This is a genomic window from Pseudoxanthomonas sacheonensis, assembly GCF_031455975.1.
Classification (GTDB): Bacteria; Pseudomonadota; Gammaproteobacteria; order Xanthomonadales; family Xanthomonadaceae; genus Pseudoxanthomonas_A; species Pseudoxanthomonas_A sacheonensis_A.
Genome location: NZ_JAVDTT010000001.1, coordinates 978,495 through 1,004,972, shown reverse-complemented (window position 1 = coordinate 1,004,972; position 26,478 = coordinate 978,495). Strand labels below are relative to the sequence as shown.

Annotated in this window: 20 protein-coding genes, 1 tRNA gene and 2 pseudogenes; 10 read left to right on the top strand and 13 right to left on the bottom strand. The window is 63.7% G+C overall.

Annotation, left to right across the window (positions count from 1 at the left end):
* Window positions 1-69: 69 nt before the first annotated feature.
* From J2W94_RS04540 to J2W94_RS04530, 3 genes are read right to left on the bottom strand one after another with little or no spacing between them, the layout of a single operon-like run.
* Window positions 70-3,183: an efflux RND transporter permease subunit gene (locus tag J2W94_RS04540; RefSeq protein WP_310090534.1), complete on the bottom strand. Its 3,114-nt coding sequence runs from the start codon at window positions 3,181-3,183 to the stop codon at window positions 70-72.
* On the bottom strand, window positions 3,180-6,713 hold the full coding sequence (locus tag J2W94_RS04535; protein WP_310090532.1) for an efflux RND transporter permease subunit: 3,534 nt from the start codon (window positions 6,711-6,713) through the stop codon (window positions 3,180-3,182). Before J2W94_RS04535 ends, J2W94_RS04540 begins: the two co-directional genes overlap by 4 nt.
* Window positions 6,710-7,813, bottom strand: a complete 1,104-nt coding sequence (locus J2W94_RS04530; RefSeq protein WP_310091579.1) for an efflux RND transporter periplasmic adaptor subunit — start codon at window positions 7,811-7,813, stop codon at window positions 6,710-6,712. The genes J2W94_RS04535 and J2W94_RS04530 overlap by 4 nt, the downstream gene beginning before the upstream one ends.
* 316 nt (window positions 7,814-8,129) lie before the next feature.
* Between J2W94_RS04530 and J2W94_RS04525 the strand changes: the two genes are divergently transcribed.
* The 4 genes from J2W94_RS04525 (at window position 8,130) to J2W94_RS04510 (ending at window position 10,410) form a co-directional block, all read left to right on the top strand.
* On the top strand, window positions 8,130-8,552 hold the full coding sequence (locus tag J2W94_RS04525; protein WP_310091577.1) for a c-type cytochrome: 423 nt from the start codon (window positions 8,130-8,132) through the stop codon (window positions 8,550-8,552).
* 7 nt (window positions 8,553-8,559) lie between these two features.
* Window positions 8,560-9,009: a c-type cytochrome gene (locus tag J2W94_RS04520; RefSeq protein WP_310090530.1), complete on the top strand. Its 450-nt coding sequence runs from the start codon at window positions 8,560-8,562 to the stop codon at window positions 9,007-9,009.
* 148 nt (window positions 9,010-9,157) lie between these two features.
* Window positions 9,158-9,505 (top strand): PadR family transcriptional regulator, encoded by a 348-nt coding sequence (locus J2W94_RS04515; protein ID WP_310090528.1) that lies wholly within the window; start codon window positions 9,158-9,160, stop codon window positions 9,503-9,505.
* Window positions 9,502-10,410, top strand: coding sequence for an HAAS signaling domain-containing protein (locus J2W94_RS04510; RefSeq protein ID WP_310090526.1), 909 nt, complete (start codon window positions 9,502-9,504; stop codon window positions 10,408-10,410). Before J2W94_RS04515 ends, J2W94_RS04510 begins: the two co-directional genes overlap by 4 nt.
* A 56-nt stretch (window positions 10,411-10,466) precedes the next feature.
* On the opposite strand, the gene J2W94_RS04505 is transcribed toward J2W94_RS04510, so the two are convergent.
* Window positions 10,467-12,047, bottom strand: a complete 1,581-nt coding sequence (locus tag J2W94_RS04505) for a hypothetical protein (protein WP_310090524.1) — start codon at window positions 12,045-12,047, stop codon at window positions 10,467-10,469.
* 13 nt (window positions 12,048-12,060) lie between these two features.
* Window positions 12,061-12,657, bottom strand: coding sequence for an NfuA family Fe-S biogenesis protein (locus tag J2W94_RS04500; protein ID WP_310090522.1), 597 nt, complete (start codon window positions 12,655-12,657; stop codon window positions 12,061-12,063).
* A 94-nt stretch (window positions 12,658-12,751) separates the two neighbouring features.
* On the opposite strand from J2W94_RS04500, the gene J2W94_RS04495 reads away from it, so the two are divergent.
* Window positions 12,752-13,093 (top strand): 4a-hydroxytetrahydrobiopterin dehydratase, encoded by a 342-nt coding sequence (locus tag J2W94_RS04495; RefSeq protein WP_310090520.1) that lies wholly within the window; start codon window positions 12,752-12,754, stop codon window positions 13,091-13,093.
* Between the two features lie 45 nt (window positions 13,094-13,138).
* A complete protein-coding gene (locus J2W94_RS04490; RefSeq protein ID WP_310090518.1) occupies window positions 13,139-13,567 on the top strand; it encodes a TonB family protein in 429 nt (142 codons plus the stop codon).
* Window positions 13,568-13,609: 42 nt separating this feature from the next.
* On the opposite strand, the gene J2W94_RS04485 is transcribed toward J2W94_RS04490, so the two are convergent.
* Window positions 13,610-14,590, bottom strand: coding sequence for an RluA family pseudouridine synthase (locus J2W94_RS04485; protein ID WP_310090516.1), 981 nt, complete (start codon window positions 14,588-14,590; stop codon window positions 13,610-13,612).
* 419 nt (window positions 14,591-15,009) lie between these two features.
* Here J2W94_RS04485 and J2W94_RS04480 point away from each other — a divergent pair, with 419 nt between their 5' ends.
* Window positions 15,010-18,300 (top strand): Rne/Rng family ribonuclease, encoded by a 3,291-nt coding sequence (locus J2W94_RS04480; RefSeq protein WP_310090513.1) that lies wholly within the window; start codon window positions 15,010-15,012, stop codon window positions 18,298-18,300.
* Window positions 18,301-18,321: 21 nt separating this feature from the next.
* On the opposite strand, the gene J2W94_RS04475 is transcribed toward J2W94_RS04480, so the two are convergent.
* From J2W94_RS04475 to J2W94_RS04460, 4 genes are all read right to left on the bottom strand, one after another.
* Window positions 18,322-18,969: a response regulator gene (locus tag J2W94_RS04475; RefSeq protein ID WP_310090512.1), complete on the bottom strand. Its 648-nt coding sequence runs from the start codon at window positions 18,967-18,969 to the stop codon at window positions 18,322-18,324.
* 211 nt (window positions 18,970-19,180) lie between these two features.
* A complete protein-coding gene (locus tag J2W94_RS04470) occupies window positions 19,181-19,759 on the bottom strand; it encodes an HD domain-containing protein (protein WP_310090511.1) in 579 nt (192 codons plus the stop codon).
* A gap of 31 nt (window positions 19,760-19,790) precedes the next feature.
* Window positions 19,791-19,880: transfer RNA gene (locus J2W94_RS04465), tRNA-Ser, on the bottom strand.
* A 66-nt stretch (window positions 19,881-19,946) separates the two neighbouring features.
* The gene (locus J2W94_RS04460; RefSeq protein WP_310090510.1) at window positions 19,947-20,933 is read right to left on the bottom strand and encodes a LysR family transcriptional regulator; all 987 of its coding nucleotides are present in this window, start codon (window positions 20,931-20,933) and stop codon (window positions 19,947-19,949) included.
* A 116-nt stretch (window positions 20,934-21,049) separates the two neighbouring features.
* Between J2W94_RS04460 and J2W94_RS04455 the strand changes: the two genes are divergently transcribed.
* Complete coding sequence (locus J2W94_RS04455; RefSeq protein ID WP_310090509.1) at window positions 21,050-21,628, top strand: FMN-dependent NADH-azoreductase; 579 nt, start codon at window positions 21,050-21,052, stop codon at window positions 21,626-21,628.
* Between the two features lie 248 nt (window positions 21,629-21,876).
* On the opposite strand, the pseudogene serS reads toward J2W94_RS04455, so the two are convergent.
* A pseudogene (serS, locus tag J2W94_RS18135) lies at window positions 21,877-22,485 on the bottom strand (serine--tRNA ligase); the annotation flags it as partial.
* A 117-nt stretch (window positions 22,486-22,602) separates the two neighbouring features.
* Window positions 22,603-23,325 (bottom strand): annotated as a pseudogene (locus J2W94_RS18130) (serine--tRNA ligase); the annotation flags it as partial.
* Window positions 23,326-23,437: 112 nt separating this feature from the next.
* Here J2W94_RS18130 and J2W94_RS04445 point away from each other — a divergent pair.
* Together J2W94_RS04445 and J2W94_RS04440 are read left to right on the top strand one after the other, a co-directional pair.
* A complete protein-coding gene (locus tag J2W94_RS04445; RefSeq protein WP_310090507.1) occupies window positions 23,438-24,103 on the top strand; it encodes an energy transducer TonB in 666 nt (221 codons plus the stop codon).
* A 119-nt stretch (window positions 24,104-24,222) separates the two neighbouring features.
* The gene (locus J2W94_RS04440) at window positions 24,223-24,795 is read left to right on the top strand and encodes an energy transducer TonB (RefSeq protein ID WP_310090506.1); all 573 of its coding nucleotides are present in this window, start codon (window positions 24,223-24,225) and stop codon (window positions 24,793-24,795) included.
* On the opposite strand, the gene aroA is transcribed toward J2W94_RS04440, so the two are convergent.
* Window positions 24,782-26,095 (bottom strand): 3-phosphoshikimate 1-carboxyvinyltransferase, encoded by a 1,314-nt coding sequence (gene aroA / locus J2W94_RS04435; protein WP_310090505.1) that lies wholly within the window; start codon window positions 26,093-26,095, stop codon window positions 24,782-24,784. The genes J2W94_RS04440 and aroA overlap by 14 nt on opposite strands.
* Between the last annotated feature and the right edge of the window lie 383 nt (window positions 26,096-26,478).

Sequence of the window (26,478 nt, the reverse complement as noted above, 5' to 3'; positions counted from 1 at the left end):
CCGGGCAAGCTCGGCTCTGCGAGGGCGACCCAGCCGTAGCCTGCAAGGCGGGCCAATGCCCGCCCTGCATCACTCCGCTTTCAACGCCGTTATCGCCGCCGCCGGTAGGCCTTCGCCGCGGCGCGCGCGGGCGCGCTTGGTCAGCCGCGCGGTGCCGCTGCGCATGTCGTCCAGGATCGCGTAGATGGTCGGCAGGAACAGCAGGCTGACCACGGTGGAGAACGCCAACCCGCCGGCGATGGCACGCGCCATCGGGTAATACGGCGGACCGTCGCCACCCATCTGCGTGTTGCCCCAGGCGATGGGGATCATCGCCAGGATCGCCGTGCCCATGGTCATCAGGATCGGCCGCAGACGTTCGCGGCTGCCTTCGACCAGCGCATCGGTGCGCGACTTGCCGCGCCGCCGCAGGTTGTTGATGTGCTCGATCATCACGATGCCGTTGTTCACCACCACGCCCATCAGCACCAGGATGCCGATGAAGGCCATGATGTTGAACTCGGTGCCGGTCAGCCAGAACAACCAGAACACGCCGAACACCGAGAACAGCACGCCGCTCATGATCGCCGCTGGGAACAGCAGCGATTCGAACACCGCCGCCATCACGATGTAGATCAGCAGCAGCGCGATCACCAGATTGGTCATCATCTGCGCGCCCGCCTCGTCCTCTTCCTGGAAAGCGCCGCCATCGAAGGAATAGCTGTAGCCGGTCGGGAACGAAGCCGCCTTCAGCGTGTCCTCCATCGCCTTGCGCGCCTCGGGCACGGTCACCTTGTCGGCCAGGTTGGCCTGTACGGTCAGCGTGGTCTGGCGGTTGGTGCGCGAGATCTGCGTGGCCGCGGGCGTGACGCCCACATCCACCATGCTCAGCAGCGGCACCGTGCGTCCGTCCGGTGCGCGCACCATGAAGGAATCCAGGTCCTCGATGCCGTACTGCTCGGCGCCGGCGAAGCGCACCCATACCGGTACTTCGTTCTCGCCGCGACGGAACTCGCGCAGCGGCGCGCCGCGCAAAGCCACGCCCACGAAACTGGCGACGTCATTGGCGCTGAAGCCGAAGGCGGCGGCGCGCTCGCGGTCCACGCGTACCGACAGTTCGCTGTTCTGATCGCCGGCATCGACGCGCACGTCGCGCAGCTGCGGACTCTTGGACAGCATCGGCACGATGTCCTTGGCTATCTCCGCCAGGGTTTCGGTGGAATCGCCGACCAACTGCACCTGCACTTTCTCGCCCGGGCCGCCACCGCCGCCCGGGCCACCACCATCGTTGCCGATGCCGATGGTGGCGCGGGCCGACTTAGGCAATGCCTTGCGGATTTCCTCGATCAAGGCCTTGGTGTCGTCATTGTCGAGGTCCTTCATGTCGAACTTGATGCGGGTGCCCGCGTCGCCCTGTTCGCTGTACCAGGAATAGATCTGTTCGACATGGAAACGCTTGCGATTGGCGTCCATGAAGTTCTCGACCTTCAACACCTCGTCCGACATCTGTTTCAGGCTGTAGGAACCCTTCCATTGGTAGAAGATATTGGTTTCGCCGCCATCGTCGCCGCCGAACATGTTCTTCTTGGTCAGCATCATCGGCACGATGCTGACCGCGATGATCAGCAAGATGCCCATCACGCTCCAGCCGCGATGCTCCAGGGTCCAGCGCAGCATCCCCGCATAGCGTTTCTGCATGCGCGGAATGATGCCGGTGTGGTTTCCCACCGCCGGAGGCGTCTTCAGGCGCGCCGACAGCATCGGGATCAGGCTCACCGCCACCAGCCACGAGGCCAGCAGCGACACCGAGATGGTGATGGCGATCTGCGACAGGTAGATGCTCAGGAAATTGCGCTCTCCGAACAGATTGGGCACGAACACGATGCAGTGGCACAGGGTGCCGGCCGACAGCGCGATGGCGACATGCCGGGTACCGACGATGGACGCCAGGCGCGGCTGGTCGGGCATCCGCTCGCGTTCCTGGTAGATGCTCTCCACCACCACCACGGCATTGTCCACCAGCATGCCGATGGCCAGCAGCAGGCCCATCATCGACAGGATGTTGAGGGTGACTCCGGCGAAGTACATGAAGCCGAGTGTCATGATGAAGCAGATCGGGATGGCCAGCGTAACCATCATGGTCGAGGGCCAGTGGCGCAGGAAGAAGAACAGCACCGCGATCGACAGCACCAGGCCGATGCCACCGGCTTCCGCAAGCTCGATCAGCGAAGTGGTGACGTTGTCGCCCTGGTTTTCGATGATCTTGATCTGCAGGTCGCTCAGCGAAGGTTCTTTGCGGATCTCCTCCACTTCTTTGAGCGCATTCTTAGAGACTTCCACCAGGTTCGCGTTGCGTTCCTTGAAGATGTCCAGACCCACCGCTTTCTTGCCGTCCAGGCGCCGGCCCAAGGTCGTGCGCTCCTGCTTCAAATGCACCTCGGCGATGTCGGACAGGCGCACGCCGTTGGCGATCACCAGATCCCGCAGTTGCTGCAGGTCGGTGAGTTCGCCGACGGGCTGCACGCGCAAGCGCATCCCGCCGTCGGTGATGGTGCCGGCCGAAACGGAGAAATTGACGGACTGCAGCCGCGTGGTGAGATCGTTGAGACCCAGGTTGTGCGCGGTCAGGCGATCCTGGTTGATCGCGATCTCCACCTCGTTGGCCTGGGCGCCGGAGATATCCACGCGCGCCACGCCCGGAATGCGCTCGATGCGCCGCTTGAACTCGCGGTCGATCATGTCGTAAGAACCGGCCAGATCCATGTCGCTGGCCAGACGCACCCGCAACACCGGCTGGTCCGTAGTGGAGAACCTCAGCACCAGATAACGCTGCAGGTCGTCGGGCAGATCGGCGCGGATGGCGTCGATGCGCTCGCGCGCATCGGAGGCGGCGATGGCGACGTCCCGCTCCCAGTCGGAGAACTGGATGAACAGTTGCGCGCCATCCGCGTTCGCGCTGGTGTCCATGCGCTTGATGCCCGGCATCGTGGACAGCGTCTCTTCCACCGGCCGCAGCACCGTGCGCTCCACTTCCTCGGGCGTGGAGCCCACATAAGGCAACTGCACGAAGATGAAGGGCGGCGACACTTCCGGGAATGCCTCCAACGGCAGGCGGAACGCGGCGATCAGCCCGATCACGGTCAGCGACACGAACAGCATGATCGCGCTGACCGGCCGCTTGATGCTCAGTTCGGCGATGCTCATGCGGGTTCGAGTCCTTCATTGCCCGCTTCCAGCGAAGCACGATGCAGACGGCCGCGTTCGGCGTAGTACTCGTCCGAACGGCGGTCCAGCAGGTCGTACACCACCGGAATCACCACCAGCGTCAGCAGCGTGGACACCAGCAGCCCGCCGATCACGGTGATCGCCATCGGCGAACGCACTTCCGCGCCCTCGCCGAAGGCCAATGCCAGCGGCAGGAAGCCGAACAAGGTGCACAACGTGGTCATGGTGATGGGCCGCAAACGCGAACGCGCGCCTTCCACCAGCGCCACCCGCTTGGCCACGCCGGCCTCACGCAGTTGGTTGACCTTGTCGATCAGGATGATGGCGTTCTTCACCACCAGGCCGACCAGCAGGATCAATCCTATGAACACCACCACCGATACCGGCGAGCGCGTCAGCAGCAACGCCAGCACCGCGCCCACCAGCGCCAACGGAATGGTGAACAGGATCACGAACGGATGCAGCAACGATTCGAACTGCGAAGCCATCACCAGGTACACCAGGAAGATCGCCAACCCGAAGGCGAACAGCAAGGCCTTCACCGATTCGGCCAGCTCTTCGCCCTGGCCGCCGATGTGCATGCCGATGCCGGCGCCGAGGTTGTTCTCGGCCACCATCTCTTGTACTTCGTCCACCGCACCGCCCAGGTCGATATCGCGCAGATTGGCCGAAACGATGGCCACACGCACCTGATCGGCGCGGTGGATCTCGCTGGGACCCGTGGTGGACACCACCTCCGCCACCGACTCCAGCGTCACCGGACGCGAACTGCCTGGATTGACGATCAGCTTGCGGATGCTTTCCACCGATGCGCGATCGGATTCCTGCGCCCGCACCAGCACGTCGATCTTGCGATCGCGGAAGCTGTAGCGCGTGGCCACATCGCCGCGCACTTTCTTCACCACTATGTCTGCGATCTGTCGCGTGGTCAGCCCCAGCGCACCCGCGCGGTCCTGGTCGAAGCGGATCTGGATCTCAGGAAAGCCCTCTTCCACCGTCGATTTCACGTCGGCGTAGTGCGGGTTGGCGCGCAGCATGGCCGCCATCTTCTGTCCGGCGCGCTGGATGGTGTCGAGATCCTGGCCGCGCAGTTCGATTTCAAGCGGTGTGGAGAAACTGAAAAGCTCGGGGCGACGGAAATCGACCTGCACGCCCGGATGATCCTTCATCGACGAACGCAACTTTTCGGTTTCGTCGGCTTCCAGCTGCTTGCTTCCGCCATCGGCCATCACCACGGTGATCTTGCCGATGTTCTCGCCGCTTTCGGTGGGGCTGGCATCCAGCCGCGTACCGGTGCCGCTGACGCCGTACAGCGCTTTTATGCCTTCATCCTTGGCATGCGCTTGCTGCAGGTCGCGCACCAGACCGTCGGTTTCGCGCAGCGGCGTGCCAGGCGGCAATTTCACCGTCATCTCGAAGCGGTCTTGCGCCAGCTGCGGAATCAGATCCGCGCCCAGCATGGGGACGGTCAGCATGGTCAGCACGAAGGCGGCGGCGGCGAGACCCAGCACCAGCCACGGCCTGCGCAGCGAGCCCGGCAGCAGTTTCATGTAGCCGCGTTCGGCGTGATCGTACGGCATCATCGCGATGTCGCTGGCCTTGCGCATGATGGGCCCCACCACGGCGACCAACCCACGCCAGAGACGTATGAAAAACCAGGCGATACCGAAGAAGACTCCACGCGTGCCGATGCCTACGCCGCGTTGGGTCGCAGCGAGAGGTTTCTGCCAGCGTGAGGTCGGCTTCCAGTCCGGATGCGGTGGCTCCTCCGGAAACGCCATCGGCGGCCTGCCCTTCAATGCGCTGAGCATGGGGATCAGCGTCATCGAAACGACCAGCGAGACAGCGATGGCGATGGCCACCGTCAACGCCTGGTCGCGAAATAACTGGCCTGCGATGCCTTGCACGAACACCAGCGGCAGGAATACCGCGATGGTGGTTAGGGTGGAGGCGACCACCGCCATGCTGACTTCGCGGGTGCCGGTGATCGCGGCCTGAAGAACGCTGAGCCCGCGCTCGCGCGCCTTGGCGATGCTTTCCAGCACCACGATGGAGTCGTCGACCACCAGACCCGTGGCCAAGGCGAGGCCGCCCAGCGACATCACGTTCAAGCTCAGACCAAGCTGGTCCATGAAGAAGAACGTGGTGACGATGGAGGCCGGCAAGGACAGCGCGACCACGAAGGTGCTCCAGCCGTCGCGCAGGAACAGGAAGATGATCAGGATCGCCAGGAAACCGCCGATCACCGCATCGATCTTGACGTCGCTGATGGCGTGGCGGATGAACTGCGACTGGTCGTCGATGGGGGTGAGGTCGACATCCGGCGGAATCTGACTCTTGATTTGTTCCAACTTGGCTTGAATGGCGTCGGCGGTGGCGACCGTGTTTGCGTCGCCTTCCTTGTAGATCGCCAGCTCGACCGCCTCGCTGCCTGCCAGCCGGATGATGCCTTCGCGCTCCTTGTAGCCCTGGCGCACATCGGCGATGTCCTTCAGCCGCACCGGCATGCCGCCCGCGATAGTGCTGGAAGAAGAGGAGTTGGCGCTCTGTACCGACGCCGCGGCCGCCATGGCCGCCGCGTCGCCGGTGGAAGCGGCGATCGCCGCCATTTGCGCCGCCGCGCTCGCCGCCGCGTTGCTGCCGCCGCTCTGCGTGGTGACCAGCATGTTGCGGATTTCCTCGACGGTGGCGAACTGGTTGACGGTCCGCACCAGGTACCGCTGCGATCCCTGCTCCAGACGGCCGCCCGAAATATTGATGTTCTCCTGCTGCAGGCGCTGGATCACCGTGTCGATGGGCAGGTTCAACTGGGCCAGCTTCTGCTGGTCGATATCGACCTGGATCTCATCTTCGAGACCGCCGCCGACCTTCACCGCGGCCACGCCTTCCACCGGCTCCAGCTTCTTCTTCAGGTCTTCGTCGGCGTAACGGCGCAGCTCGGTGAGCTGGCGGATGGAATCGGCTTCGGTCTTGCCGGCCACCTTCGACGACAGCGCCAGGCGCATGATCGGCTCGGTGGAGGGATTGAAGCGCAGCAACACCGGCGCCTTGGCTTCCAGCGGAAGCTGCAGCACTTCCATCTTGTCGCGCACCTCCAGACTGGCCTGGTCCATGTCGGTGCCCCAGGCGAACTCCAGCACCACGTCGCTCTGGCCGGTGCGCGAAATGGATTTCAGTTTGCGCAGGTTCTTCACCACGCCGACGGCTTCTTCCACCGGCTCGGAGATCAGCGTTTCGATTTCGGACGGAGCGGCGCCGGTGTACTCGGTGCGCACGGTCAATGTGGGATAGCTCAAATCAGGCAGCAAGTTGACCTTCAAAGCCGCCAGCGCGATGCAGCCGAACAGGAACATCGTGACCCAGAACATCGCCACGGTGACGCGACGGCGCGTGGAGAATTCCACCAATCCGCCGCCGGTCAAACCGGCGGGCGGCGCCAGAGGATCGTTCGCTTCAGGACCCGGAGCTCCCCGGTCAGGAGTTCCCCCTTCAGAGCCGTGGCCGCTCATTTCTTCTTACCGGCTGCTTCAACCTCCACCTTGGCGGTGGTCTTCTTGGCATCGCCGATGATTTCCACCGGGGTGCCGTCGCGCAACGCGATCTTGCCGGCGGTCACTACGCCATCGCCAGGCTTGAGGCCTTCGCGGATTTCAACCCACTCGCCGTCCATGTAGCCCAGCTTGACGGAAACGCGCGCGGCCTTGCCGTTGCGCACCGCGAACACCGCTGGATCGGCATCGTCATCCAACAATGCGACGCGCGGCACCACCAGTGCATCAGCGCGCTTGTCGTAATCGATCTTGATGCGTCCGAACATGCCAGGCTGCAACAGGCCGTCGCCGGTGAAAGCGCAGACCACGCGGAAAGTGCCGCTGCCCGAATCCACCACCGGCGCGATACGGTCCACCGTGCCGGTGAAGCTCTGGCCCGGCAGCGCGTCGGCGGTCAGCTCGACCGGCTGGCCGGCTTTGAGCGTGGCGATTTCGCGTTCGGGAACGTTGAGCGTGGCTTCCAACCGCGAGTTGTCGACGATGCGGAAGATCGGCGTATTGATCTGCACGAAGTTGCCGGTCTTGATCGAACGCGATGCGATCACGCCGGAGATCGGCGCCACCACGGTGGTGTAGGAAAGTTCCAGCGTGGCCATGGTGTACTGGGCGCGCGCGTTCTCCAGGTCGAACTTGATCTGATCGACGTCGTTGGCGCTGATCATCTGCTGGGTGACCAGTTGCTTGGCGCGGTTGTAGTTGTTTTCCAGCTTGTGCATCTGCGCCGAAGCCTGGGCCACCGCCAAGCGGGAGCGATCCGGATCCAGCCGCACCAGCGGCTGTCCGGCGCGGACTACCTGACCTTCCTCCACCATCACCGCCAAAGCGACACCGGAGGTCTTCGCCACCACCTGCGATTCTCCGCGCGGCTCCAGCGCCGCTGTGCCGGTATAACTGGCCGCGACCGGCCGATGGGCAGCCTTGACCACCTCTACCGGCACCGCATCCGGCCCCTTGGGCTTGTCGCCGGACTTGGCCTGAGCCTCTCCGTCCCCCTTTTTGCAGGCGGCCAGAGCGAACACAAAAACACAGATAAGCGCGGACGCACGGAGCGCACGCATCGGGAGACGGCCTGCGGTGAAGTCGGGTCGAGACATGGTGGTACCGGGTGGTTGTTAGGTGTTGTACATAGGTATATCACCCAAGTACAGCTCCGGCATGCGCCGAAGGTCATGGTGACTTGCGTCGCGTTGTGTGGTGACCATTAGAAAGACAACGGCACAAGAGGCATGACCAGGCCGGTCGCGGCGGCGCTGGTCCTGTTACGGATGGCAGGTATCGGGAGTCGCACGCTATACTTGCCGCAGCCAAGCGCTGCGTTGGACGTAGCGCGCGCAACATAACCATTAAAGCCTGAGAGTCCCGGATTACGACATGATGCGACCGCTACCGCTCGCCGCTTGCCTTGCCTTGGCCGCCGCCCTTTCGGTGGCCGTCGTCACAGCTCAAACCCCCGCTCCAGCGGCCGCCGCGCCTGCCGACCCCAAACCTGCCGCAACCGCTCCGGCCACCGCAGCGCCTGCAGCGGCGGCGTCGCCCGCCGTACTGGTCGGCAACGCCCAAGCCGGCCGCACACTGGCCTATACCTGCCAGGGCTGCCATGGCGTCGAAGGCTATAAGAACGCCTATCCCAGCTTCCACGTACCGCGCATCGGCGGCCAGTCGGCCGAGTACCTGGCCCAGGCGCTGACCGAATACAAGAAAGGCAACCGCAAGCATCCGACGATGCAAGCCCAGGCGCAGAGTTTCTCTGACCAGGATATTGCCGACCTTTCCGCCTATCTCTCTTCCGTGAAGTAAGCCACCCATGTCGAACGCCGTGCACGCCCAGCGTCTAGCCATCGCCCTGCTCGCCGCCCTCGCCCTGGCCGCCTGCTCCCAGAACAACGAAATCGCCGCCGAGGATCCCGGCCACGCCAGCGGCGAGCACGGTTCCAGCTCGTCCGCGGGTCTGCCCGAAGGGCATATCGCCGCCGGCGAGAAGCGTTCGCAGGTGAAGAGCGAAGCGACCAAGCAGAGCTGCATCGATTGCCATGGTGCGGAAGGCAATAAGCCGATCGACCCGACCTATCCCAAGCTCGGCGGCCAGTACGGCGACTACATCGCCCATGCGTTGCAAGCCTATCGCGCAGGCGACCGCCAGAACCCGCAGATGACGCCGCAAGCGGCGGCGCTAACCGACCAGGAGATTTCCGACCTGGCCGCTTACTTCGGCTCGCGTCCCACGCAGTTGCGCGATCTGCACGGCGTAGATTAAGCAGGCTAGCTCGCCACCCGACCCCAAAACCCCCACGCAGATGGGGGTTTTTTTATGTCCGGAGATCTCGTGGTCGCACCGTCTCCCGGAATTGGTTGACATACTGTGTATTGCAATGTAGTGTGCGTCAAACTTCATAAGGTGCCGTATGGTGGAATCCAACCAAAACCCGACGCCCAAGCTGGAGCTTGAGCTCCGCCGCGGCGCGCTCGTGCTGGCGGTGCTCTCCCAGCTGCGGGAAGTCCAATACGGCTATTCGCTGCGTCAGGCCCTGGCGCTGCGAGGCATGCCGATCGAGGAAGGCACGCTCTATCCGTTGCTCCGCCGCCTGGAGGGCCAAGGGTTGCTGGCTTCGGAGTGGCGGATTGAGGACGGGCCGCCGCGGCGCTACTACCGAATCAATGACGCTGGCGAGGCGTTGCTCGTTGACCTGACCGCCACTTGGAACGCACTGGTCGCGACCATGGCCGGACTACTTGAGGGGATTGAAAAATGAGCTCGAACGATGTGATCGAATCGTATGTGTCCGAGGTGATGCGCCGCCTGCCCCGCAAGGAGCGCAACGAAATCGGCCTCGAGCTTCGCGATTTACTTAACCAGATGCTGGCCGAGAGGACGCAGGATGCGGCCACCGATGATGTGGTTTTGAACATGCTGCGGGAATTCGGCACGCCCGCCGAAGTCGCAGCACGCTATCGCCCGCCCGGTGTGGTGATTATTCCCGCCGAGCAGACCAGAACCTTCGCCCTGCTCTCGCTGGGGGGCATGGCTCTGCAGTGGGCTTCGACCCTTCCGCGCGTGTTCGATGGACAGCCTTTGGTCGCCTGGTGGTTCACCTGGGGACTAGGTGCGTTCTGGTGGCCTGGCTTTCTGGCGATGATGTCGCTCATGAGCCTGTTTGCACACCAGCTGGGCATGTTCAAGCCGACCTGGAAGCCTCGCATCGTCGATCCGGAGCGGGTCAACCGCAACTCGATGGCCTTCGGGCTGGCCGGGTTCGCCATCGGGGTGGCGCTGATGATCTGCCTGCCCTGGATCACCCCGCTGATGCCCGAGCCCATGCCGCGAATTTTTGCTTTCGATCCCACTTTCCTGCGCGAGCGGGCACCACCGGTAATCCTACTGTGGCTGGGCAGCTTCGTTACGATGTTCGTAGCCATGCTAAAGGGCCGCTGGTCGAAACTGACGCGAAATTTGTCCACCGCTTTCAGCCTGGGATTCGGTGCGCTGCTCGTCTGGTGGATGACAGCGGGAGCTATTTTCCTGTCGCCGCCGACCGACGAAGGCGCCAAGGGCGCCCTGGGATTGGTCGTGGCCATCATCGTGGTGGATCTGGCTTACAGGCTGTACCGTCGGCGTCCGCGGATGCACGCGCCGAAGATCAAAGCGTCGGGGACGTAGCGTTACCCGCGCATGGATGGGAACGCGGCCTGGCAATGCCGGCCGCATCAAGCCGATCAACTGTCGGTGGGGATCGGATTGCGCTTGACCGGAATGTCCGGCGGTGGCCGCGCCACCGCCGGCTGCTCGTTGAGGTTGGGATCGAACAGGCTGCAGGCTCCTCCGACCTGCAGCACCGACACCACGCATTTCACCCGCTTGTTGGTGCCGGGAATCTTCATTTCCACTTCGCGGATATTGCGGCGTACCCATTCGGCCAGCAGCGACTCGTTGGTCGGGCGCCAGTACTTGTCGAACATGCTCGGTTCGTAAGGAAACTCAGGACGCTCCAACCATTTGCTGGCGCGATCGGCATCGGCGCGCTGTTGTTGCTTGGAGCCGGGCGCGCCCGGACGCGATGCGTCTCCGGTAGCGTTAGGCGGCACGCGTACGCTGCCGTCGGCATTGAACAGACCGGGACCGTCGCCCGCACGTCCGCCGGTATTCTGGCCAGGGCTATTGCGGGTGGAGTCGCCCCAATCATCCCCGCGCTTGGGTGTGACGACACCTCCAGGACGACTTGCAGCTGCCGAAGAACCGGCGGCGGTTGAGCTAGGTTGCGTGCCCTGTTGCGTGCTGGGAGTGCGCGCGGAATCGCCGGTTGTAGAAGAACTGGCCGTATTGGCGGCGCTGCTGGAGGAGGCCGTGCCGCGATTCGGTGCCGCGATCTCGGCCTGGCGCACGCTTTGCGCGGGCGCGCGCAGTTCGGGCGCGGCGATCGCGCGTGAGGGAATCTGCACAGTGCGTATCTGCGGCAACGGCGCCGCGATCTCCCGCTGCCGCACTTCCTGGGTGGGCTGGGCGACTTGGGGAATCGCGATTTCCCGCTGCGGCAGTTCGCGCTGCGCCGGAGGCGCTTCGACCACCGTAACCTCACGTGTCGGCACGCCCAACTCACGCGGTTTGACTTGCGGCGGCGCGATTTCCAGCGAACGTGGAGTCGCGGGCGGCAACACGAAGGTCGTGGTGGGCTCGGCCGTTTCCGTCACCTGCACGTTCTGCTGCGCCACGGGCGGTGCCGGCACGGGAGTTTCCTGCTGCGGCACCGATGAAGCCTGCGCAGTTTCAGCGGGCGTGCTGGAGGACGGCGTTGTCGCGGACTGGGCAGCAGCAGCGGCGGCCGCGGATTCGGATTGCGCTGCGGGTGGTCCGCCGCCCTCTTCTTTGGGCGTGCCCTCGCCCATGAACTCCACCTGCACCCGGCTTTCATCTTCGGCTGCTGGCGGCGGCGGCAGTTTGATCATCGCCAGCAGTATCAGCAGCAGCGCGAACAACAGATGCATGAAGAAGCTGACGCCGCCTGCGAACCAGCGCAACCTGCGGTCCTCGCGCAGCGGCGGACCCCAGTCCTGATAGAACATCGAGCGGAAAGCCTGCCAGCGGTTCAATGCCAAGGGCCGTCGTGGGGTTTCCGCCACCGGCCGTTCCGAGAACAGCTGGACGATCGCTTCGGCGCTGTCGTGCCGGATCACTCCCAGCTTTTCCCTCAAGGCTCGCATCCACAGCCCCCAGCCATAGGGCATGCCGGTGTGGCGTTCCAGGATGGGCGCTGGCCTGCCCGCCTGCAGCGCTGCGATGATTTCGGCGGCTCGCGTCACCGGAAAAGGGGAGTCAGGCCGCGTTGTCGCGCGGAATGTATGGTGCGTCGCCGGTATCGTGATCGGTGACGTCGCGCACCGCGGTAACGCCGGGCACGCGCGCCATCAGCGTCTTCTCGATACCCTGCTTCAAAGTCACGTCCGCCATGCCGCAGCCATTGCAGCCGCCACCGAAACGGAGCAACACCACGCCGTCCGCGCTCACCTGTTCCACCGCCACCCTGCCCTTGTGCTGGGCAAGCTGCGGGTTGACCTCGTTCTCCACCACCCAGCGCACGCGTTCCACCAGAGAAGCGGATTCGGCCGGCGCCTGGCCCTTGATCTTCGGCGCCTTGATGGTGAGCTGACTGCCGGCGCCTTGGGTGACGTAGTCGATCTCGGCGCCGTCCAGCCAGGCCACGCTATTGGCATCGACATAGACGGTGAAACCATCGCAGTCGACCGCCCATTCGTCGCCCACCAGATCGCGCGGTTCGGCGAACTCCAGGCGCGCGTCGGCGCGCGCCGTCCCTGGATCGACCGCGCTCAGTCGCACACCCAGGCCGGGCAGCGCCTCGCGTTCGATCAGCTTGCGGAAATGGGTCTGGGCGGTGTCGGAGATATGGATCATGCGGCTATTCTAGCCACCCTAATGTTAGACGCTCATTCGAGCACGTAACGGCGTGGATGGTACGTTCAGCCAGTCCGAGTCCGAGGAAGTCCCCATGTCCGACCTGATCCCCCTGGCCCAAGCGCATTGCCTGCCGCTCAAGGGCAGCGAGCACAAACTCACCAAGGCCCGCGTTGCCGAACTGATCCTGGAAGTGCCGGGCTGGGACCTGGTCGAAGAAGGCCGCGCGCTGTGCCGAACCTACCATTTCGACAATTACTACCAGACCATGGCGTTCGTGAACGCACTGGCCTATATCGCGCACGCCGAAGACCATCATCCCGATCTGGGGGTGCACTACAACCGCGCGGTCGTGCGCTACTCGACGCACGATGTTGGCGGCCTTAGCGAGAACGATTTTATCTGCGCGGCCAAGGCCGATGCGCTGGCCAACTAGTCGGATCAGCGCGCCGACTTCACCCCAACTCCGGAAACCGCCGATATGGACACCAACTCGATTTCCTGCGCTTTTCCTCGCGCGGCCTGCGCCCTATTAGCGCTTTCCTGTTCCTTGATCGCCAGCTGCAGCGACGACACACCGGTCGTCGCGGCGATTCCCTCTACCCCGCTGACTGCGGTGCAGACGCCCAAGCCCGACTATCCGATCGAACTGGCCTGCGCCAATGTGGGCGGCACCGTGGTGTTCAATGTGGTGGTCGGCGTCGAAGGCAAGCCGGTGGAGGTGAAACTGCTTGCCAGTAGCGGGCAGCCCAAACTGGATGCCTCGGCCGAGGCGGCCGTGCATACCTGGATTTTCGAAGCAGCCACCCGCAACGGCAAGCCGGTGGTACAGGGCCTGCAGGTACCCGTGCGGTTCACCCCTCCGGCCGAACGGCCGAGCCAGTGTTTCGCACTCGACTCGCAATCCTGAGGTAGGTCGGAGCTACGCCCCCGACGCACGGAGACCCGCGGATCAGGCCAGACGATCCAGTGCCGCAGCCAGGTCATCGGCCAAAGGCGCATTCAGCACATAAGGCGCCTTGCCGCCATCGAGCGCGAATTCCAGCGACGCCGCATGCAGGAACAGGCGCTTCAGTCCGACCTGTTCGCGTAGCCGCTTGTTGACTGCCTCATCGCCGTATTTGTCGTCGCCGGCCACCGGATGGCCGATGTGCTGGGCATGCACGCGGATCTGATGAGTGCGGCCGGTCTCGATTCTTACTTCGCAATAAGAATGGCCACCGCGACGCTCGAGCACCTTGAAATGGCTTAGCGATGGTTTGCCGATAGCGTTCACTTGCACATGCCGCTCACCACCCTGGCGCAGACCGACATGCAGGGGCGCGTCCACGCTCATGGTCCCGTCCGGCATGCGCCCCACCAGCAGGGTCAGATACCGCTTGCGGATACCGGTACCGCCCTCCTCGCGCATCAACGCCTGCAGCTCGGTCAGAGCCGAACGCTTCTTGGCCACGATCAACAGGCCGGAGGTATCCCGATCCAATCGATGGACCAGCTCCAGATTCATTTGCGGGCGTAGCGCCCGCAGGGTCTCGATGGCGCCATGGCTGATCCCGCTGCCGCCATGGCTGGCCACGCCGGTAGGCTTGTTCAGCACCAGCAAACGGGCATCCTCAAACACGATCGCCGCTTCCAGCCGCTGCAGGAACCCGCTTGGGGGCGGCGCCTTGTCTTCCGGGTCACTGAGACTGACCGGCGGGATACGGACTTCATCGCCGGACAAAAGCTTGCGGTCCGCCTTTGCCCGTCCCCCGTTGATCCGGACCTGCCCACTGCGCACCAGCTTGTAGACCAGGCTGCGCGGGGCGCCCTTCAGCTGGCCCAGCAGGAAGTTGTCCAGGCGCTGGCCATCGCGGTCTTCAGGCACCTTGATGGTGCGAACGGCGGTCTTGGTGGCCCCTTCGGGCTTGCTTGCGGGGGGCTGATCGGTCATCCGTCTTTTATTCTGATACACTCGGGGGGCGAGATAAGGGTTTGATTTCGCTGGAAGTTAACCAGCATCTTCACGATGCTGCGGGCCAGAAGCCCAGCTTCCCGCGATTCCGACAAAGTGCGCGGCCACCGCCCTCGGGGCGACCATGTTAGCGGCTAGTCGGCGGATCCGGACATCGCCCGATGCGTCAGACGTCGGTAGCTGAACATGCCCCGTGAGGCGCAAGAGCAAAAGCTCGAGCAGCCTCCGGTCCGAAACATATTTGTTAAATGAACCAAAGCGCTCCCGCGGCCTGCCGTGGTGTTGTAGCGCTGGAAACCAACCCTACCCCGTTCGCGCCTGCGCGAGGGGTGGCGAGCAGTATCCAGATAGCGAAACCCACGGTGTTCCGCGCGGTAGCAGCGCGCGAGGAACGCACAATGAAACGTATGCTGATCAATGCGACGCAGGAAGAAGAACTGCGCGTCGCCATCGTTGACGGACAGACCCTGTACGACATCGATATCGAACAACCGTCCAAAGAACAGAAAAAGTCCAATATCTACAAAGGCCGCATCACCCGGCTCGAGCCTTCGCTGGAAGCGGCCTTTGTCGAATACGGCGGCGAACGCCATGGCTTCCTGCCGCTGAAGGAAATCTCCCGCGACTATTTCCAGGCAGGCGTCGACCACCACAAGGCCGGGCTGAAGGAACTCCTGCGCGAAGGCCAGGAAGTCGTGGTTCAAGTCGACAAGGACGAACGCGGCAACAAGGGCGCGGCCCTGACCACGTTCATCTCGCTGGCCGGCCGCTACATGGTGCTGATGCCCAACTCGCCCACCGCAGGCGGCGTCTCGCGCCGGATCGAGGGCGACGACCGCGCCGAGCTGAAGAAGGCGATGGATGCGCTGGCCATCCCCGAAGACATGGGCGTGATCATCCGCACCGCCGGCGTCGGCCGCGATGCCGAAGAGCTGCAATGGGACCTGGACTACCTGCTGCAGGTCTGGCGCTCGGTCGCCGAGGCCGCGCTCAGCAAGCCGGCCCCGTTCCTGATCTACCAGGAATCGCGCCTGATCGTGCGCGCCCTGCGCGACTACCTGCGTTCGGACGTCGGCGAGATCCTGGTCGACACTCCTGAGCTCTACGCCACGGCGAAGGAGTTCATGGAACAGGTGATGCCGCACAACCTGCGCAAGCTCAAGCACTACACCGACGACATCCCGCTGTTCAACCGCTTCCAGATCGAATCGCAGATCGAGGGCGCCTACGAGCGCAACGTGCGTCTGCCCTCGGGCGGTTCCATCGTGGTCGACCAGACCGAAGCCCTGACCGCGATCGACGTCAACTCCTCGCGCGCCACCAAGGGCAGCGACATCGAAGACACCGCCTTCCAGACCAACATGGAAGCGGCCGACGAAGTGGCCCGCCAGCTGCGCCTGCGCGACCTGGGCGGCCTGGTGGTCATCGACTTCATCGACATGTCCAGCAGCAAGCATCAGCGCGACGTCGAGAACCGCTTGCAGAACGCGCTCAAGTACGACCGCGCGCGCGTGCAGATCGGCCGCATCTCGCGCTTCGGCCTGATGGAAATGAGCCGCCAGCGCCTGCGTCCCTCGCTCGGCGAATCCAGCCAGATCGTATGCCCGCAATGCGAAGGCCATGGCCGCATGCGCAGCATCGAATCGCTGTCGCTCTCCATCATCCGCGTTGCCGAAGAGCATGCGATGAAGGAGAACACCGGACAGGTGCTGGTGCAGGCCCCGGTGGAGATCGCCAACTTCCTGCTCAACGAAAAGCGCAACGCGCTGCGCGAGATCGAAAAGCGCCACGACGCGCCGATCGTCATCGTCGCCGACGAGGCGCTGCATACCCCGCACTACGAAGTCACCCGCATACGCGAGAACGAACTGGGCGAGGAATCCTCCAAGCCGAGCTACCAGCGCAATACGCCGCGCAAGCTGCCGGTGCACGCCTTGACCAAGGCGCAGTTGAACATTCCCGCGCCCGCGGTCACCCATGTGAAGCACAGCCAGCCCGCGCCGATCCGGGAAGAGCGCGAGGAAGCGGCGGCGCCCGCACCGGCGTTCGCAGCCCCCGCTTCGTCCGTGTCCGCACCTGCCGCTTCCGGCGGCGTGGTGGGATGGTTGAAGCGCGTCTTCGGCGGCGGCTCCAGTGAAACTTCCAACGCCACCCTTGCCGAGCAAACCCGCCAGCGCGAAAACCGCCAGCGCAACGAACGCGGCAACGACCGCAACAACGGCCAGCGTCGCGACGGTCGCGGTGGCCAACAGGGTCAGGGACGCGGTAACGCCGGCGGCCAACGCCGCGACGAGCAACGCGGTCCCAAGCCGCAGAGCGCGCAGCCCGCCCAGAGCGGCCAGCAGCAGAAGCCGCGCAACGAACAACCGCAGAAGCAGCAACAGCCGAAACAGCAGCAGAACCAGCCAAAACAGCAGAAGCCGCAGAACGAAGCGGGCCAGAACAGCGGCCGCCAGCAGCAGCGCCAGCCGCGCAACAACGATGCGCCCAAGCAGCCGCGGCCGGAAAACGCGACGGAAACGGCCGATCTGACCGTAGCACCCGCCATCGCGACGACGGCGACAATAGTGACAACGACTGCGACGCCGGTGTCTGCCGCAGTTGTCAGCGAAACGCCTCCCGCCTTCGCTTCTGAAATGGAGGAAAAGGAAGGTTCTTCCGTGCAGGCTGCAGCCGCCAACGATTCCAGCGAAGGCGAAACTGCCGAGACCGGCGACGGCGCAGGTCGTCGTCGTCGTGGCCGCCGCGGCGGACGCCGCAGGCGTCGTGGCGCGGGTGAAGCCGGCGCCGGCAATGAAGCGGGCGGATCAGAGGACTTCGGCGACGACGAACAGCCGCAGGTCATCATCGCCAACGGTTCGCAGCCCGAGTTCGACTTCGACGATGAAGCACCCGCCGCCAAGCCGACCGCGCGTCCCGCTGCCGCTCAAGCGCCTGCAGCGCCCGTGGTAGCGGTTGCCGCTTCTGCGCCCTCTGTCGTGGCACCCTCTTTCGTGGAACGGACGCCTGCTGCTGTCGAACAAAGTGCTGTCGAACAGAGTGCTGTCGAACAGAGCCACACCACTCCGGTGTGGGCCACGCCCGAGCCCATCGCTACCGCTCCGGTAATGGCCACGTTCGAGTCCGAGTCCATCGTCGCCGCTCCGCCTGCTGCGGTGGAAACGGTGGAAGCGCCTCTGCCTTCAGCTGCATCGACGCCGTCTGTCGTCGAGCCACGGACGGAGTCGGTCGCGCAGGCCGAACCCGCCGTGATCGCCACACCGGCCGAAGCCAATGTGGCCGCTCAGGAAATCCTGAAGAACGACACCGTGGAAAGCTTCACCCTGGCCGAGAATCCGACGCCTGCGGAAGCCGCTTCGATCGCCGCGGTAACTGCTACGCCTGAAGTTGCTACGCCCGAAGTCGAGAAACCGGCGCCCGCGCCAGTGGCTGCCGTCGAGCCGCCGAAGCCCGCACCCGTGCGGCCCGCTGTCGGCAATACCGGTTCGCTGTTCTTCACCGCCGACGCCGACACGCCGTCTTCGGTCACGCGCCATTTGTTCGAGCCCATGCCGGCGCCGCAACCTGCGGCAGTGGTGGAAAAGCACGAAGAGCGCGATCTGGCCCTGCACGCCGACAACGATGAGCACGCCGACAAAGATGAAATGGCCGGCGCAGAAAAGGATCAGGGCAGCGAGCGCAGCGCCTGATCCCAACGTCCCACGCGTTCGCTACAACGAGCGCGTGGGATCCAGCAGTCCGTACTGCGCGGCTAGCCGCGCCAGTGCGATGTTGTCCTGGATGCCGACCTTCTGGAACAACCGCGTCTTATGCGTGTTCACCGTCTTGGCGCTCAGGCTGAGGCGCTTGGCGATATCTTCCTGGCGCAGTCCCTGGATAAGCAGCATCGCCACTTCCAGTTCCCGGGGCGACAATCCGTCGAATGGCGATTCGCTTCCGCCCACGTTGGAAAGCGCCATGTTCTGGGCGACGTTCGTGCCCAGGTAGCGCTTGCCGCGCGCCACTTCGCGCACTGCGCGCAACAGTTCGGTCGCATCGCCGGCCTTGCCGATGTATCCGCAAGCGCCCGCTTCGATCAGGCGTTTGGGCAAGGGACCGTCTTCCAGTACCGATACGATGATCACCTTGGTTTCGAGATCGCCGCGGGTAATGCGCTCGGTGATCTCAAGCCCGCTCAATCCCGGAAGGTGCAGGTCGCACAGCACCACATCCGGTTTCAGGCTGCGTATCTGGCGCAAGGCGTCTTCGCCGTTGTCGGCGTCGCCCACGACTTCGATATCCACTTCGCCGGCCAATATCATCTTCATGCCGGTACGCACCAGCGCATGGTCGTCGATCAGGTATACCCGTATCGTCATCCTTGTTTCCCCTTTGGTGACACTCCCGTCGCGAGACTAGCCTCGGCAATCGGCGCGAGGCAACTCACATTTCCCTGTGGGAGCGGTGAAAAACAAGGCCAGGCCACGTAATGAATGTTTCGCAGTGGCGCTTACTTACGGGCATTCTACTTATTCGTACCGAGTGCGCAGCATCTGGCGGTCACGCTTCCAAGCAGTCCGCACTTCGGCTTCAGGCTCCGAACCATCCCTTGTCGCGCGCCTCTTCGAGCCGGCTCTGCAGGTAGTCCCACAGCGCGGGACAGCCCGCTTTGATCGGCGGCGCCACTCGGTCAACCACGCGCTCGTAACTGATTCCGTTCTCGCGCCAGCTCTGGCCCGCGTTGGCGAGATTGAGCAGTACCGGCATGGCGCGATCGGCCGCGTTGGCGAAACGCGCATCGGCGCTTTCGCCGCGTTCGAATTCCTCCCACAGCGCTAGCGACTGGGCGCTCTGCGTTTCCGGCAGCAAGCCGAAAATACGCTTCACCGCGGCAAGTTCAGCGGCCTTGCGTTCTTCCCAACCGCCCTCCACGAAGACCATGGTGTCGCCGGTATCGATCTCGCCGATATCGTGCACCAACAGCATGCGGATCACCCGGTCGATGTCGACCGAGGATTCCGCGTAAGGCACGAGCGATACCGCCAGTAGCGCGATCTGCCAGCTGTGTTCGGCGGAATTTTCGTAGCGATCCTGGCCCAACGGCCGCACCTTGCGGGCCACGCCCTTGAGCTTGTCTATTTCCAGGATGAAATCGACGGCCTGTTGCATTCGATGGCGGAACACCAAAACGCGGAAGGAATGGCGGAGAGAGTGGGATTCGAACCCACGGATGGTTTGACCCATCGCCGGTTTTCAAGACCGGTGCCTTAAACCGCTCGGCCATCTCTCCGAAGCTGTTGCTGCGGCGGCCCGTTGCGGGCCGTGCGGCATTTTCCCATGAAGCGGGCTGGCTTGCCTACGAAGCCTTCTTGACCTTGATTTCAGGCAGTTCCCCGCCCTTTCCCGCCTCATCGCACTTGCCGCCGCAATCCAGGCGGGACGACTCGATCTCTTTCGGCAGGTGCTCGGCCAAGAAATCGATGAACACGCGCACCGCCGGCAACATGCCCCGGCGCGAGGCGAATACGGCATGGCAGATGCCCTGCGGCAAAGTCCAGTCGCGCAGCACCACTTCCAACTCGCCCTTGCGCACCAGGTCGGCGCACACCGTCTCCGGCAGCAGAGTAATGCCGAAACCATCGCGCGCCATCGACTGCAGCAAAGGGAAATCGAAACCCGACACGCGCGGCTGGATATCCACGCGGCGGATGTCGCCATCGGGGCCGTGCAGCTCCCAGCGCTGGCGCGCCTCGTCCTCGCTGGTGCTCAGGGTCACGTGATTGGCCAGTTCCTCGGGATTCTTCGGCCGCCCTGCGCGCGCCAGGTATTTGGGACTGGCGACCATCAGCTGGCGGATCTGGCCGAAGCTGCGCATGACCAGACTGCCGTCGTCGTCCAGCTTGGCGCGCACACGCAGGGCTACGTCGTAGCCTTCGTTGATCAGGTCCACGCGGCGGTTGCTGACGTGCAGTTGCAGACGCACCTTCGGGTACTTGTCGAGGAAAGCGGGAAGGATCTTCGGCAACTGCGTCTGCGCCACCTCCACCGGCACACTGACGCGAACCACGCCGCGCGGCTCGGCGCTGAGGCGGTCGACCACTTCGCGGGCGGCCTGGGCCTCGGCCAGCATGGTCTGCGCGTGGCGATGCACGCTCATCCCCACATCGGTGACCGCGAAGCGGCGGGTGGAACGCTGCAGCAGGCGCACGCCCATGTCGGTTTCCAACTGGCTGATGCGCCGGCTCAGGCGCGACTTGGGAATACCCAGCGCACGCTCGGCCGCAGCGAAGCCACCGTGGTCCACGACCATGGCGAAGTAATAAAGGTCATTCAGATCCTGCATGGCAATAATTCCATATTCAGAACGATTAGTGATATTAAACCATCTTTATTCTATTTATACAACGATCTACCTTGGCCTCCAACGCGGCACTGCCGCTTCTGAAGTGGATAGCCAACATGAAACTCCTGCACCTCGACTCCAGCGCACTGGGCACCGGTTCGGTCACCCGTGAGCTCACCGCCGCCATCGTAGCCCGTTGGCAGGACAAACTCCCGCAGCTGCAGGTCGAATACCGCGACTTGGACCGCGATCCCCTGCCCCATCTAACCGGCCAATCGCTGGCCCAGGCCAATCCGGAAGAAGCGGCCGACGCGGCGCGCACCATGGAACAGTTCCTGGCCGCCGATGTCCTGGTGATCGGTGCGCCGATGTACAACTTCTCCATTCCCTCAACGTTGAAGGCCTGGATAGATCGCGTGGCGGTCGCCGGCAAGACTTTCCGCTATGGCGCGCAAGGTCCCGAAGGCCTGGCCGGCGGCAAGAAGATCATCATCGCCAGCGGCCGTGGCGGCATCCATTCCGGCGCGCCGAGCGATTTCCAGGAAACGTATTTGCGCCAGGTATTCGGCTTCCTGGGCGTGACCGATATCGAATTCGTTCGCGCCGAGGGCGTGGCCTATTCGCCGCAGCATCGTAGCGATGCGATCGCCGGGGCGTTGGCTTCCATACCGGAGCCGGTGCGGTTGGCTGCATAAAGTACAAGTTGTTCGTGCAGATCGAAGCGGGCCCGCTTGCGGCGGGCTCGTTATTTTCGGCGAGCGTGCTGGAATCCCTGGTCGTCATCCCAGCGAAAGCTGGGATCCATTTTGACTTTGCTTTGGCTTGTGCCTTTGGCTTGTGCCTTTGGCTTTTGCCGTTTCCCATCCCGCGCCAAGCCAGATCAAGATCAAAATGGATCCCAGCTTTCGCTGGGATGACGTTGCTTGTTCTGCCGGCTGGACGACTAAGCGATGGTCTTGATGCCACCCATGTAGGGACGCAGCACTTCCGGCACCGTGATGGAGCCATCCGCATTCTGGTAGTTCTCCATCACCGCGATCATCGCGCGGCCCACGGCGACACCGGAACCATTGAGCGTATGCACGGGTTCCGGCTTGCCGGTGGCGGGATTGCGCCAGCGCGCCTGCATGCGGCGGGCCTGGAAGTCCTCGCAGTTGGAGCACGAGGAAATCTCGCGGTAAGTGTCCTGCGAAGGCAACCAGACTTCCAGATCGTAAGTCTTGGTGGCGGAGAAGCCCATATCGCCGGCGCACAGCAGCATCCGCTTGTACGGCAGACCCAGTTTTTCCAGCACCACCTCGGCGCAGCGGGTCATGCGCTCGTGCTCGTCGTAGCTTTCGGCGGGACGCGCGATGGAGACCATTTCCACTTTCTCGAACTGATGCTGGCGGATCATGCCGCGGGTATCGCGGCCGTGGCTGCCAGCTTCGGCGCGGAAGCACATGGAATGCGCGGTCATGCGCAGCGGCAATGCCGCGTCTTCCAGGATCTCGTCGCGGACGATATTGGTCAGCGGCACTTCCGAGGTTGGAATCAGATACTTGTCCTTTTGATCTTGAATCACCTTCTTAACGGACTCGTAAACTCCGAGAAGCGCTAGCCCATCTGGACCGTTTGGGTTATCGATAACGCTTTGCGAGTCTTTAACTTGTTGGCCAGACCAAATAAGTTCCTCCAGAACACTCTTTCGCGCGAGCAGCCTATTTCCATCTTCTCCATACGGCTTCATCGTGAAAAATAGGTCTTCTTCAAACTTTGGTAACTGACCAGTTCCCCGCATTGAATCAGCATTCACTAAAAGCGGAACGTTCGTTTCCTCATATCCATGCTCCTCTGTATGCAAGTCCAGCATGAATTGAGCTAGCGCCCGATGCAGTCGCGCAAGCTGCCCACGCAACACGGTGAAACGAGCGCCGGACAATTTCGCCCCGGCATCGCCATCCAACCAGCCATGGCGGGCGCCGAGTTCCACATGATCCTTTACCGCGAAATCGAAAGCGCGCGGCGTACCCCAGCGCATCACTTCCACATTGGCGCTTTCGTCCTTTCCTGGCGGCACGCTGTCGTGCGGCAGGTTGGGGATGCCCAGCGCGATGGCTTCGATCTCGCCGCGGATGCGCTCCAGCTCGACTTCCGAAACCTTCAGCTCTTCGCCGAAACCGGCTACTTCCGCCATCAACGCCGCCGTATCCTCGCCCTTGGCCTTGGCCTGGCCGATGGCCTTGGAGCGCGTATTGCGCAGATTCTGCAACTCCTGGGTGCGGGTCTGAAGTTGTTTGCGCGAGGACTCCAGCGCTTCCAACCCGGACACGTCGAGGTTGTAGCCGCGGGTCGCTTGCAAGCGTTGGGCGAGTTCGGCGGGGTTGGAGCGAAGCAGGACAGGATCGAGCATGGAATGAATTCGTGGATATCGAAGCTTAATTATCGCCTGATCCGCAGGCGGTTGCCTCGTCGTATCGCCGCCGGCCATGTCAGAATCGTCCCCGAACCGACCGGAACCCGCCATGCCCGCCTCCAATCCGCCAGACCACGACTACGTTTTCCGCTTGCCGCGCAGCGCGCTGCGTATCGCGGGCATTGCCTTCGGAATCGGGCTGGTGCTGTTCTTGATCGTCTGGTGGATGGGTCGCGACCAGGCGTTCTACAAAGTGGAGCCCACCGCGCCCGGCAAGCCCTTGAGCGAACTGGAAGCCCTGCCGGAACCTTTGGCCGGCGGCGACAGCGCCAGCGACATGCCTTCGGCGGGCACCGGCGCCGAACAAGCGGACCGCCCGCAACTGGTGGAAACAGCGCCGCCGCCGCCCTTGCCGGCACCCATCGACGAAACCGGATTGCCCGTGGCTCCGGAGGTAGGCGCTGCGACCGCGCCGGGCACCGTCGCACTCGCGCCGGGCGACCAGCCGGTTCCGCTCGCCGGACAGACGCCGCCGCCACGTTACCCTAGCGAGGCACTGCGCAGAGGCGAAAGCGGCACGGTGCTGGTGCGGGTGGAAGTGGACGCCAACGGCGCTCCGGCAGGCGTGGCGCTGGTCCAGCGCAGCGGTTCGCGCGACCTCGATCGCGCGGCGATGGAAGCGGTACGCAAGTGGCGTTTCATGCCCGCGCAACGCGATGGCCAGGCCGTCGCCGCGAGCCTGGTCATCCCCATCGATTTCAAGGCCGACCAGTAGCTTCCGAACCTGAACGGCCTGGGCGCCGAATAGGCGCTTTCACGGTGCCGTGACGCTTTCGCAACAAACCCGCGTGCAAGACTCCCACCTGTTCATCCACTTGTTCAGGGAGGTCAAGTATGTCCACACCCAATCCGAACGATCCCGGTTACAACCGCGTCGATCCCGATGCCCCCGTAGTCGCTCCTCCGCGCAACAGCAGCGCGCTGCTCTGGTTGCTGGTGCTGGTGGCGCTGATCGCACTGGGCCTGTGGTGGTATGGAAAACGGCAGGCCACCGAAGCAGTCGACACGTCCGCCACCACCCAACAGCCCGCCTTGGTCGGAGAAACGACACCGCCCCCCGCGGTAGTGGCGGAAAAGAAACCGGTAGCGAAAAAGCCCGAAGCGAAGCCCAAGCCAGTCGCCAAGCTCACCCGCGATCCGTCGCCGCTGGCCGGCAATCAGGCGCCGAAATACCCGCCGCAAGCGCTGCGCTCAGGGGTGGAAGGCAGCGTAAGCGTACGCGTCGAAGTCGACGCCGCCGGCAACCCCACCGATGTCACGGTGGTGGAACGCAGCGGCGAACGCAGCCGCGATCTGGACCGGGCAGTGACCGACGCCGTGCGCAAATGGCGGTTCGAGCCTGCGATGAAGGATGGCAAGGCCGTAGCCGGCGCCGTGGTGGTGCCGGTGGAGTTCAAGAGCCAGTAAACGATCCGAACCCGACGCTTCGCGCCAGCGCATCGTAGTTCGGGAACGAGGTGGCCACATTGGCCACATCGGAGATCTCGATTTTCCCGGACGCCGCCTGGGCGGCCACGCTGAAGGCCATGGCGATGCGATGGTCGCCATGGCTGTCCACTGCACCGCTTCCGATTTGGCCGCCAAGGACGGTGGCACCATCGGGAGTCTCGTCCACCCGTATGCCCAGCGTGCGCAGGCCCGCCGCCATCGAAGCGAGACGGTCGGATTCCTTGACGCGCAGTTCGGCCGCGCCGCGCACCACGGTGTTGCCGGTGGCGCAGGCCGCGGCTACGAACAGGGCGGGGAATTCGTCGATCATGTCCGGCACGATTTCCACCGGCACTTCGATGCCATGCAGCGGCGCATGACGCACGACCAGATCGGCGACCGGTTCGCCGCCATGCTCGCTGCGGTTTTCTTCCGTGATGTCCGCACCCATCGCGCGCAATGCGATCAACAGTCCGGTACGGCGCGGATTCAGCCCGACGGCGCGCAAGCGCAGTTCCGAACCGGGAACGATGCTGGCGGCCACGATGAAAAACGCCGCCGAGGAAAAGTCTGCGGGCACGGCGATATCGGTCGCACGCAAACGCTGTCCGCCACGTAGACGCGCGTGGCCTGGGGAGAATTCGATCTCCACACCGAATGCCGAGAGCATGCGCTCGGTGTAGTCGCGGGTGGGGTGCGGCTCACGCACCACGGTTTCGCTTTCGGCGTACAGACCGGCTAGCAACACCGCGGACTTCACCTGCGCGCTGGCCACTTCCAACGTGTAGTCCATGCCGCGGATCGGCTGTCCACCGTGGATGCGCAATGGCGGCACGCCGCCCGGCTCGGAATCGATGCGCGCGCCCATTTTGGCCAGCGGATCCATGATTCTGCGCATAGGACGTTTGGAAAGCGATTCGTCGCCCACCAGAACGCTGTCGAAGTTCTGCGCGGACAGCAAGCCCGCCAGCAGGCGCATGCCGGTGCCGGCGTTGCCGCAGTCCAAGGGCCCTGCAGGCGCGCGCAAGCCGTCGACGCCGACACCGTGCACGATGCGTTGCGAAGATGAAGGGGTTTCGATGCGCACGCCTAGCTGCGAGAAGATCGCGGCGGTGGCGCGGGTGTCTTCTCCCTCAAGGAAACCATCGATGCGAGAGACGCCATCGGCCAGGGCCGCGAACATCACCGCGCGATGAGAGACCGACTTGTCTCCCGGGATCTCGATTTCGCCGCGCAGCGCTTGGCCGGGGGAAACGCTCCAGTTTTGCTTTTCAGTCATTCTTTGAATCCTACTCGCCTGTACCGTCATCCCAGCGAAAGCTGGAAGTGTTTTTCAACAGCCGAATGGCTGGTCATCTCTGTTCTTTGGCTTTAGCTCTAACTAGCCCCGTGAGACGCGGCAAGCAGGCCGGGCAAACCCCGAAGGGGCGGCGCACAAGGATGTGCGCCGTTTCCGGAGGCGCAGGATGCGCCTTACGGAAATTCCCGGCCTGCTTGCGGACCCGGCGGCTTCATCGCCGGGCGCGACGTTAGGGCGGCTTTCTTTTGGTTACTTTTCTTTGCCGTTCAAAGAAAAGTGACTCGCGCAAAGCGCGAAACGCTTTTCTTTTGAAGTAATGGTAGAGAAACGAGGCAAGATCAAGAGCACCCCTCCTCAATCCT

Excerpts from the sequence above, each read along its gene's own strand:
- J2W94_RS04540 (WP_310090534.1), bottom strand. The coding sequence starts at position 3,183 with ATGAGCATCGCCGAACTGAGCATCAAGCGGCCGGTCAGCGCGATCATG.
- J2W94_RS04535 (WP_310090532.1), bottom strand. The coding sequence starts at position 6,713 with ATGAGCGGCCACGGCTCTGAAGGGGGAACTCCTGACCGGGGAGCTCCG.
- J2W94_RS04530 (WP_310091579.1), bottom strand. The coding sequence starts at position 7,813 with ATGCGTGCGCTCCGTGCGTCCGCGCTTATCTGTGTTTTTGTGTTCGCT.
- J2W94_RS04525 (WP_310091577.1), top strand. The coding sequence starts at position 8,130 with ATGCGACCGCTACCGCTCGCCGCTTGCCTTGCCTTGGCCGCCGCCCTT.
- J2W94_RS04520 (WP_310090530.1), top strand. The coding sequence starts at position 8,560 with ATGTCGAACGCCGTGCACGCCCAGCGTCTAGCCATCGCCCTGCTCGCC.
- J2W94_RS04515 (WP_310090528.1), top strand. The coding sequence starts at position 9,158 with ATGGTGGAATCCAACCAAAACCCGACGCCCAAGCTGGAGCTTGAGCTC.
- J2W94_RS04510 (WP_310090526.1), top strand. The coding sequence starts at position 9,502 with ATGAGCTCGAACGATGTGATCGAATCGTATGTGTCCGAGGTGATGCGC.
- J2W94_RS04500 (WP_310090522.1), bottom strand. The coding sequence starts at position 12,657 with ATGATCCATATCTCCGACACCGCCCAGACCCATTTCCGCAAGCTGATC.
- J2W94_RS04495 (WP_310090520.1), top strand. The coding sequence starts at position 12,752 with ATGTCCGACCTGATCCCCCTGGCCCAAGCGCATTGCCTGCCGCTCAAG.
- J2W94_RS04490 (WP_310090518.1), top strand. The coding sequence starts at position 13,139 with ATGGACACCAACTCGATTTCCTGCGCTTTTCCTCGCGCGGCCTGCGCC.
- J2W94_RS04485 (WP_310090516.1), bottom strand. The coding sequence starts at position 14,590 with ATGACCGATCAGCCCCCCGCAAGCAAGCCCGAAGGGGCCACCAAGACC.
- J2W94_RS04480 (WP_310090513.1), top strand. The coding sequence starts at position 15,010 with ATGAAACGTATGCTGATCAATGCGACGCAGGAAGAAGAACTGCGCGTC.
- J2W94_RS04475 (WP_310090512.1), bottom strand. The coding sequence starts at position 18,969 with ATGACGATACGGGTATACCTGATCGACGACCATGCGCTGGTGCGTACC.
- J2W94_RS04470 (WP_310090511.1), bottom strand. The coding sequence starts at position 19,759 with ATGCAACAGGCCGTCGATTTCATCCTGGAAATAGACAAGCTCAAGGGC.
- J2W94_RS04460 (WP_310090510.1), bottom strand. The coding sequence starts at position 20,933 with ATGCAGGATCTGAATGACCTTTATTACTTCGCCATGGTCGTGGACCAC.
- J2W94_RS04455 (WP_310090509.1), top strand. The coding sequence starts at position 21,050 with ATGAAACTCCTGCACCTCGACTCCAGCGCACTGGGCACCGGTTCGGTC.
- J2W94_RS04445 (WP_310090507.1), top strand. The coding sequence starts at position 23,438 with ATGCCCGCCTCCAATCCGCCAGACCACGACTACGTTTTCCGCTTGCCG.
- J2W94_RS04440 (WP_310090506.1), top strand. The coding sequence starts at position 24,223 with ATGTCCACACCCAATCCGAACGATCCCGGTTACAACCGCGTCGATCCC.
- aroA (WP_310090505.1), bottom strand. The coding sequence starts at position 26,095 with ATGACTGAAAAGCAAAACTGGAGCGTTTCCCCCGGCCAAGCGCTGCGC.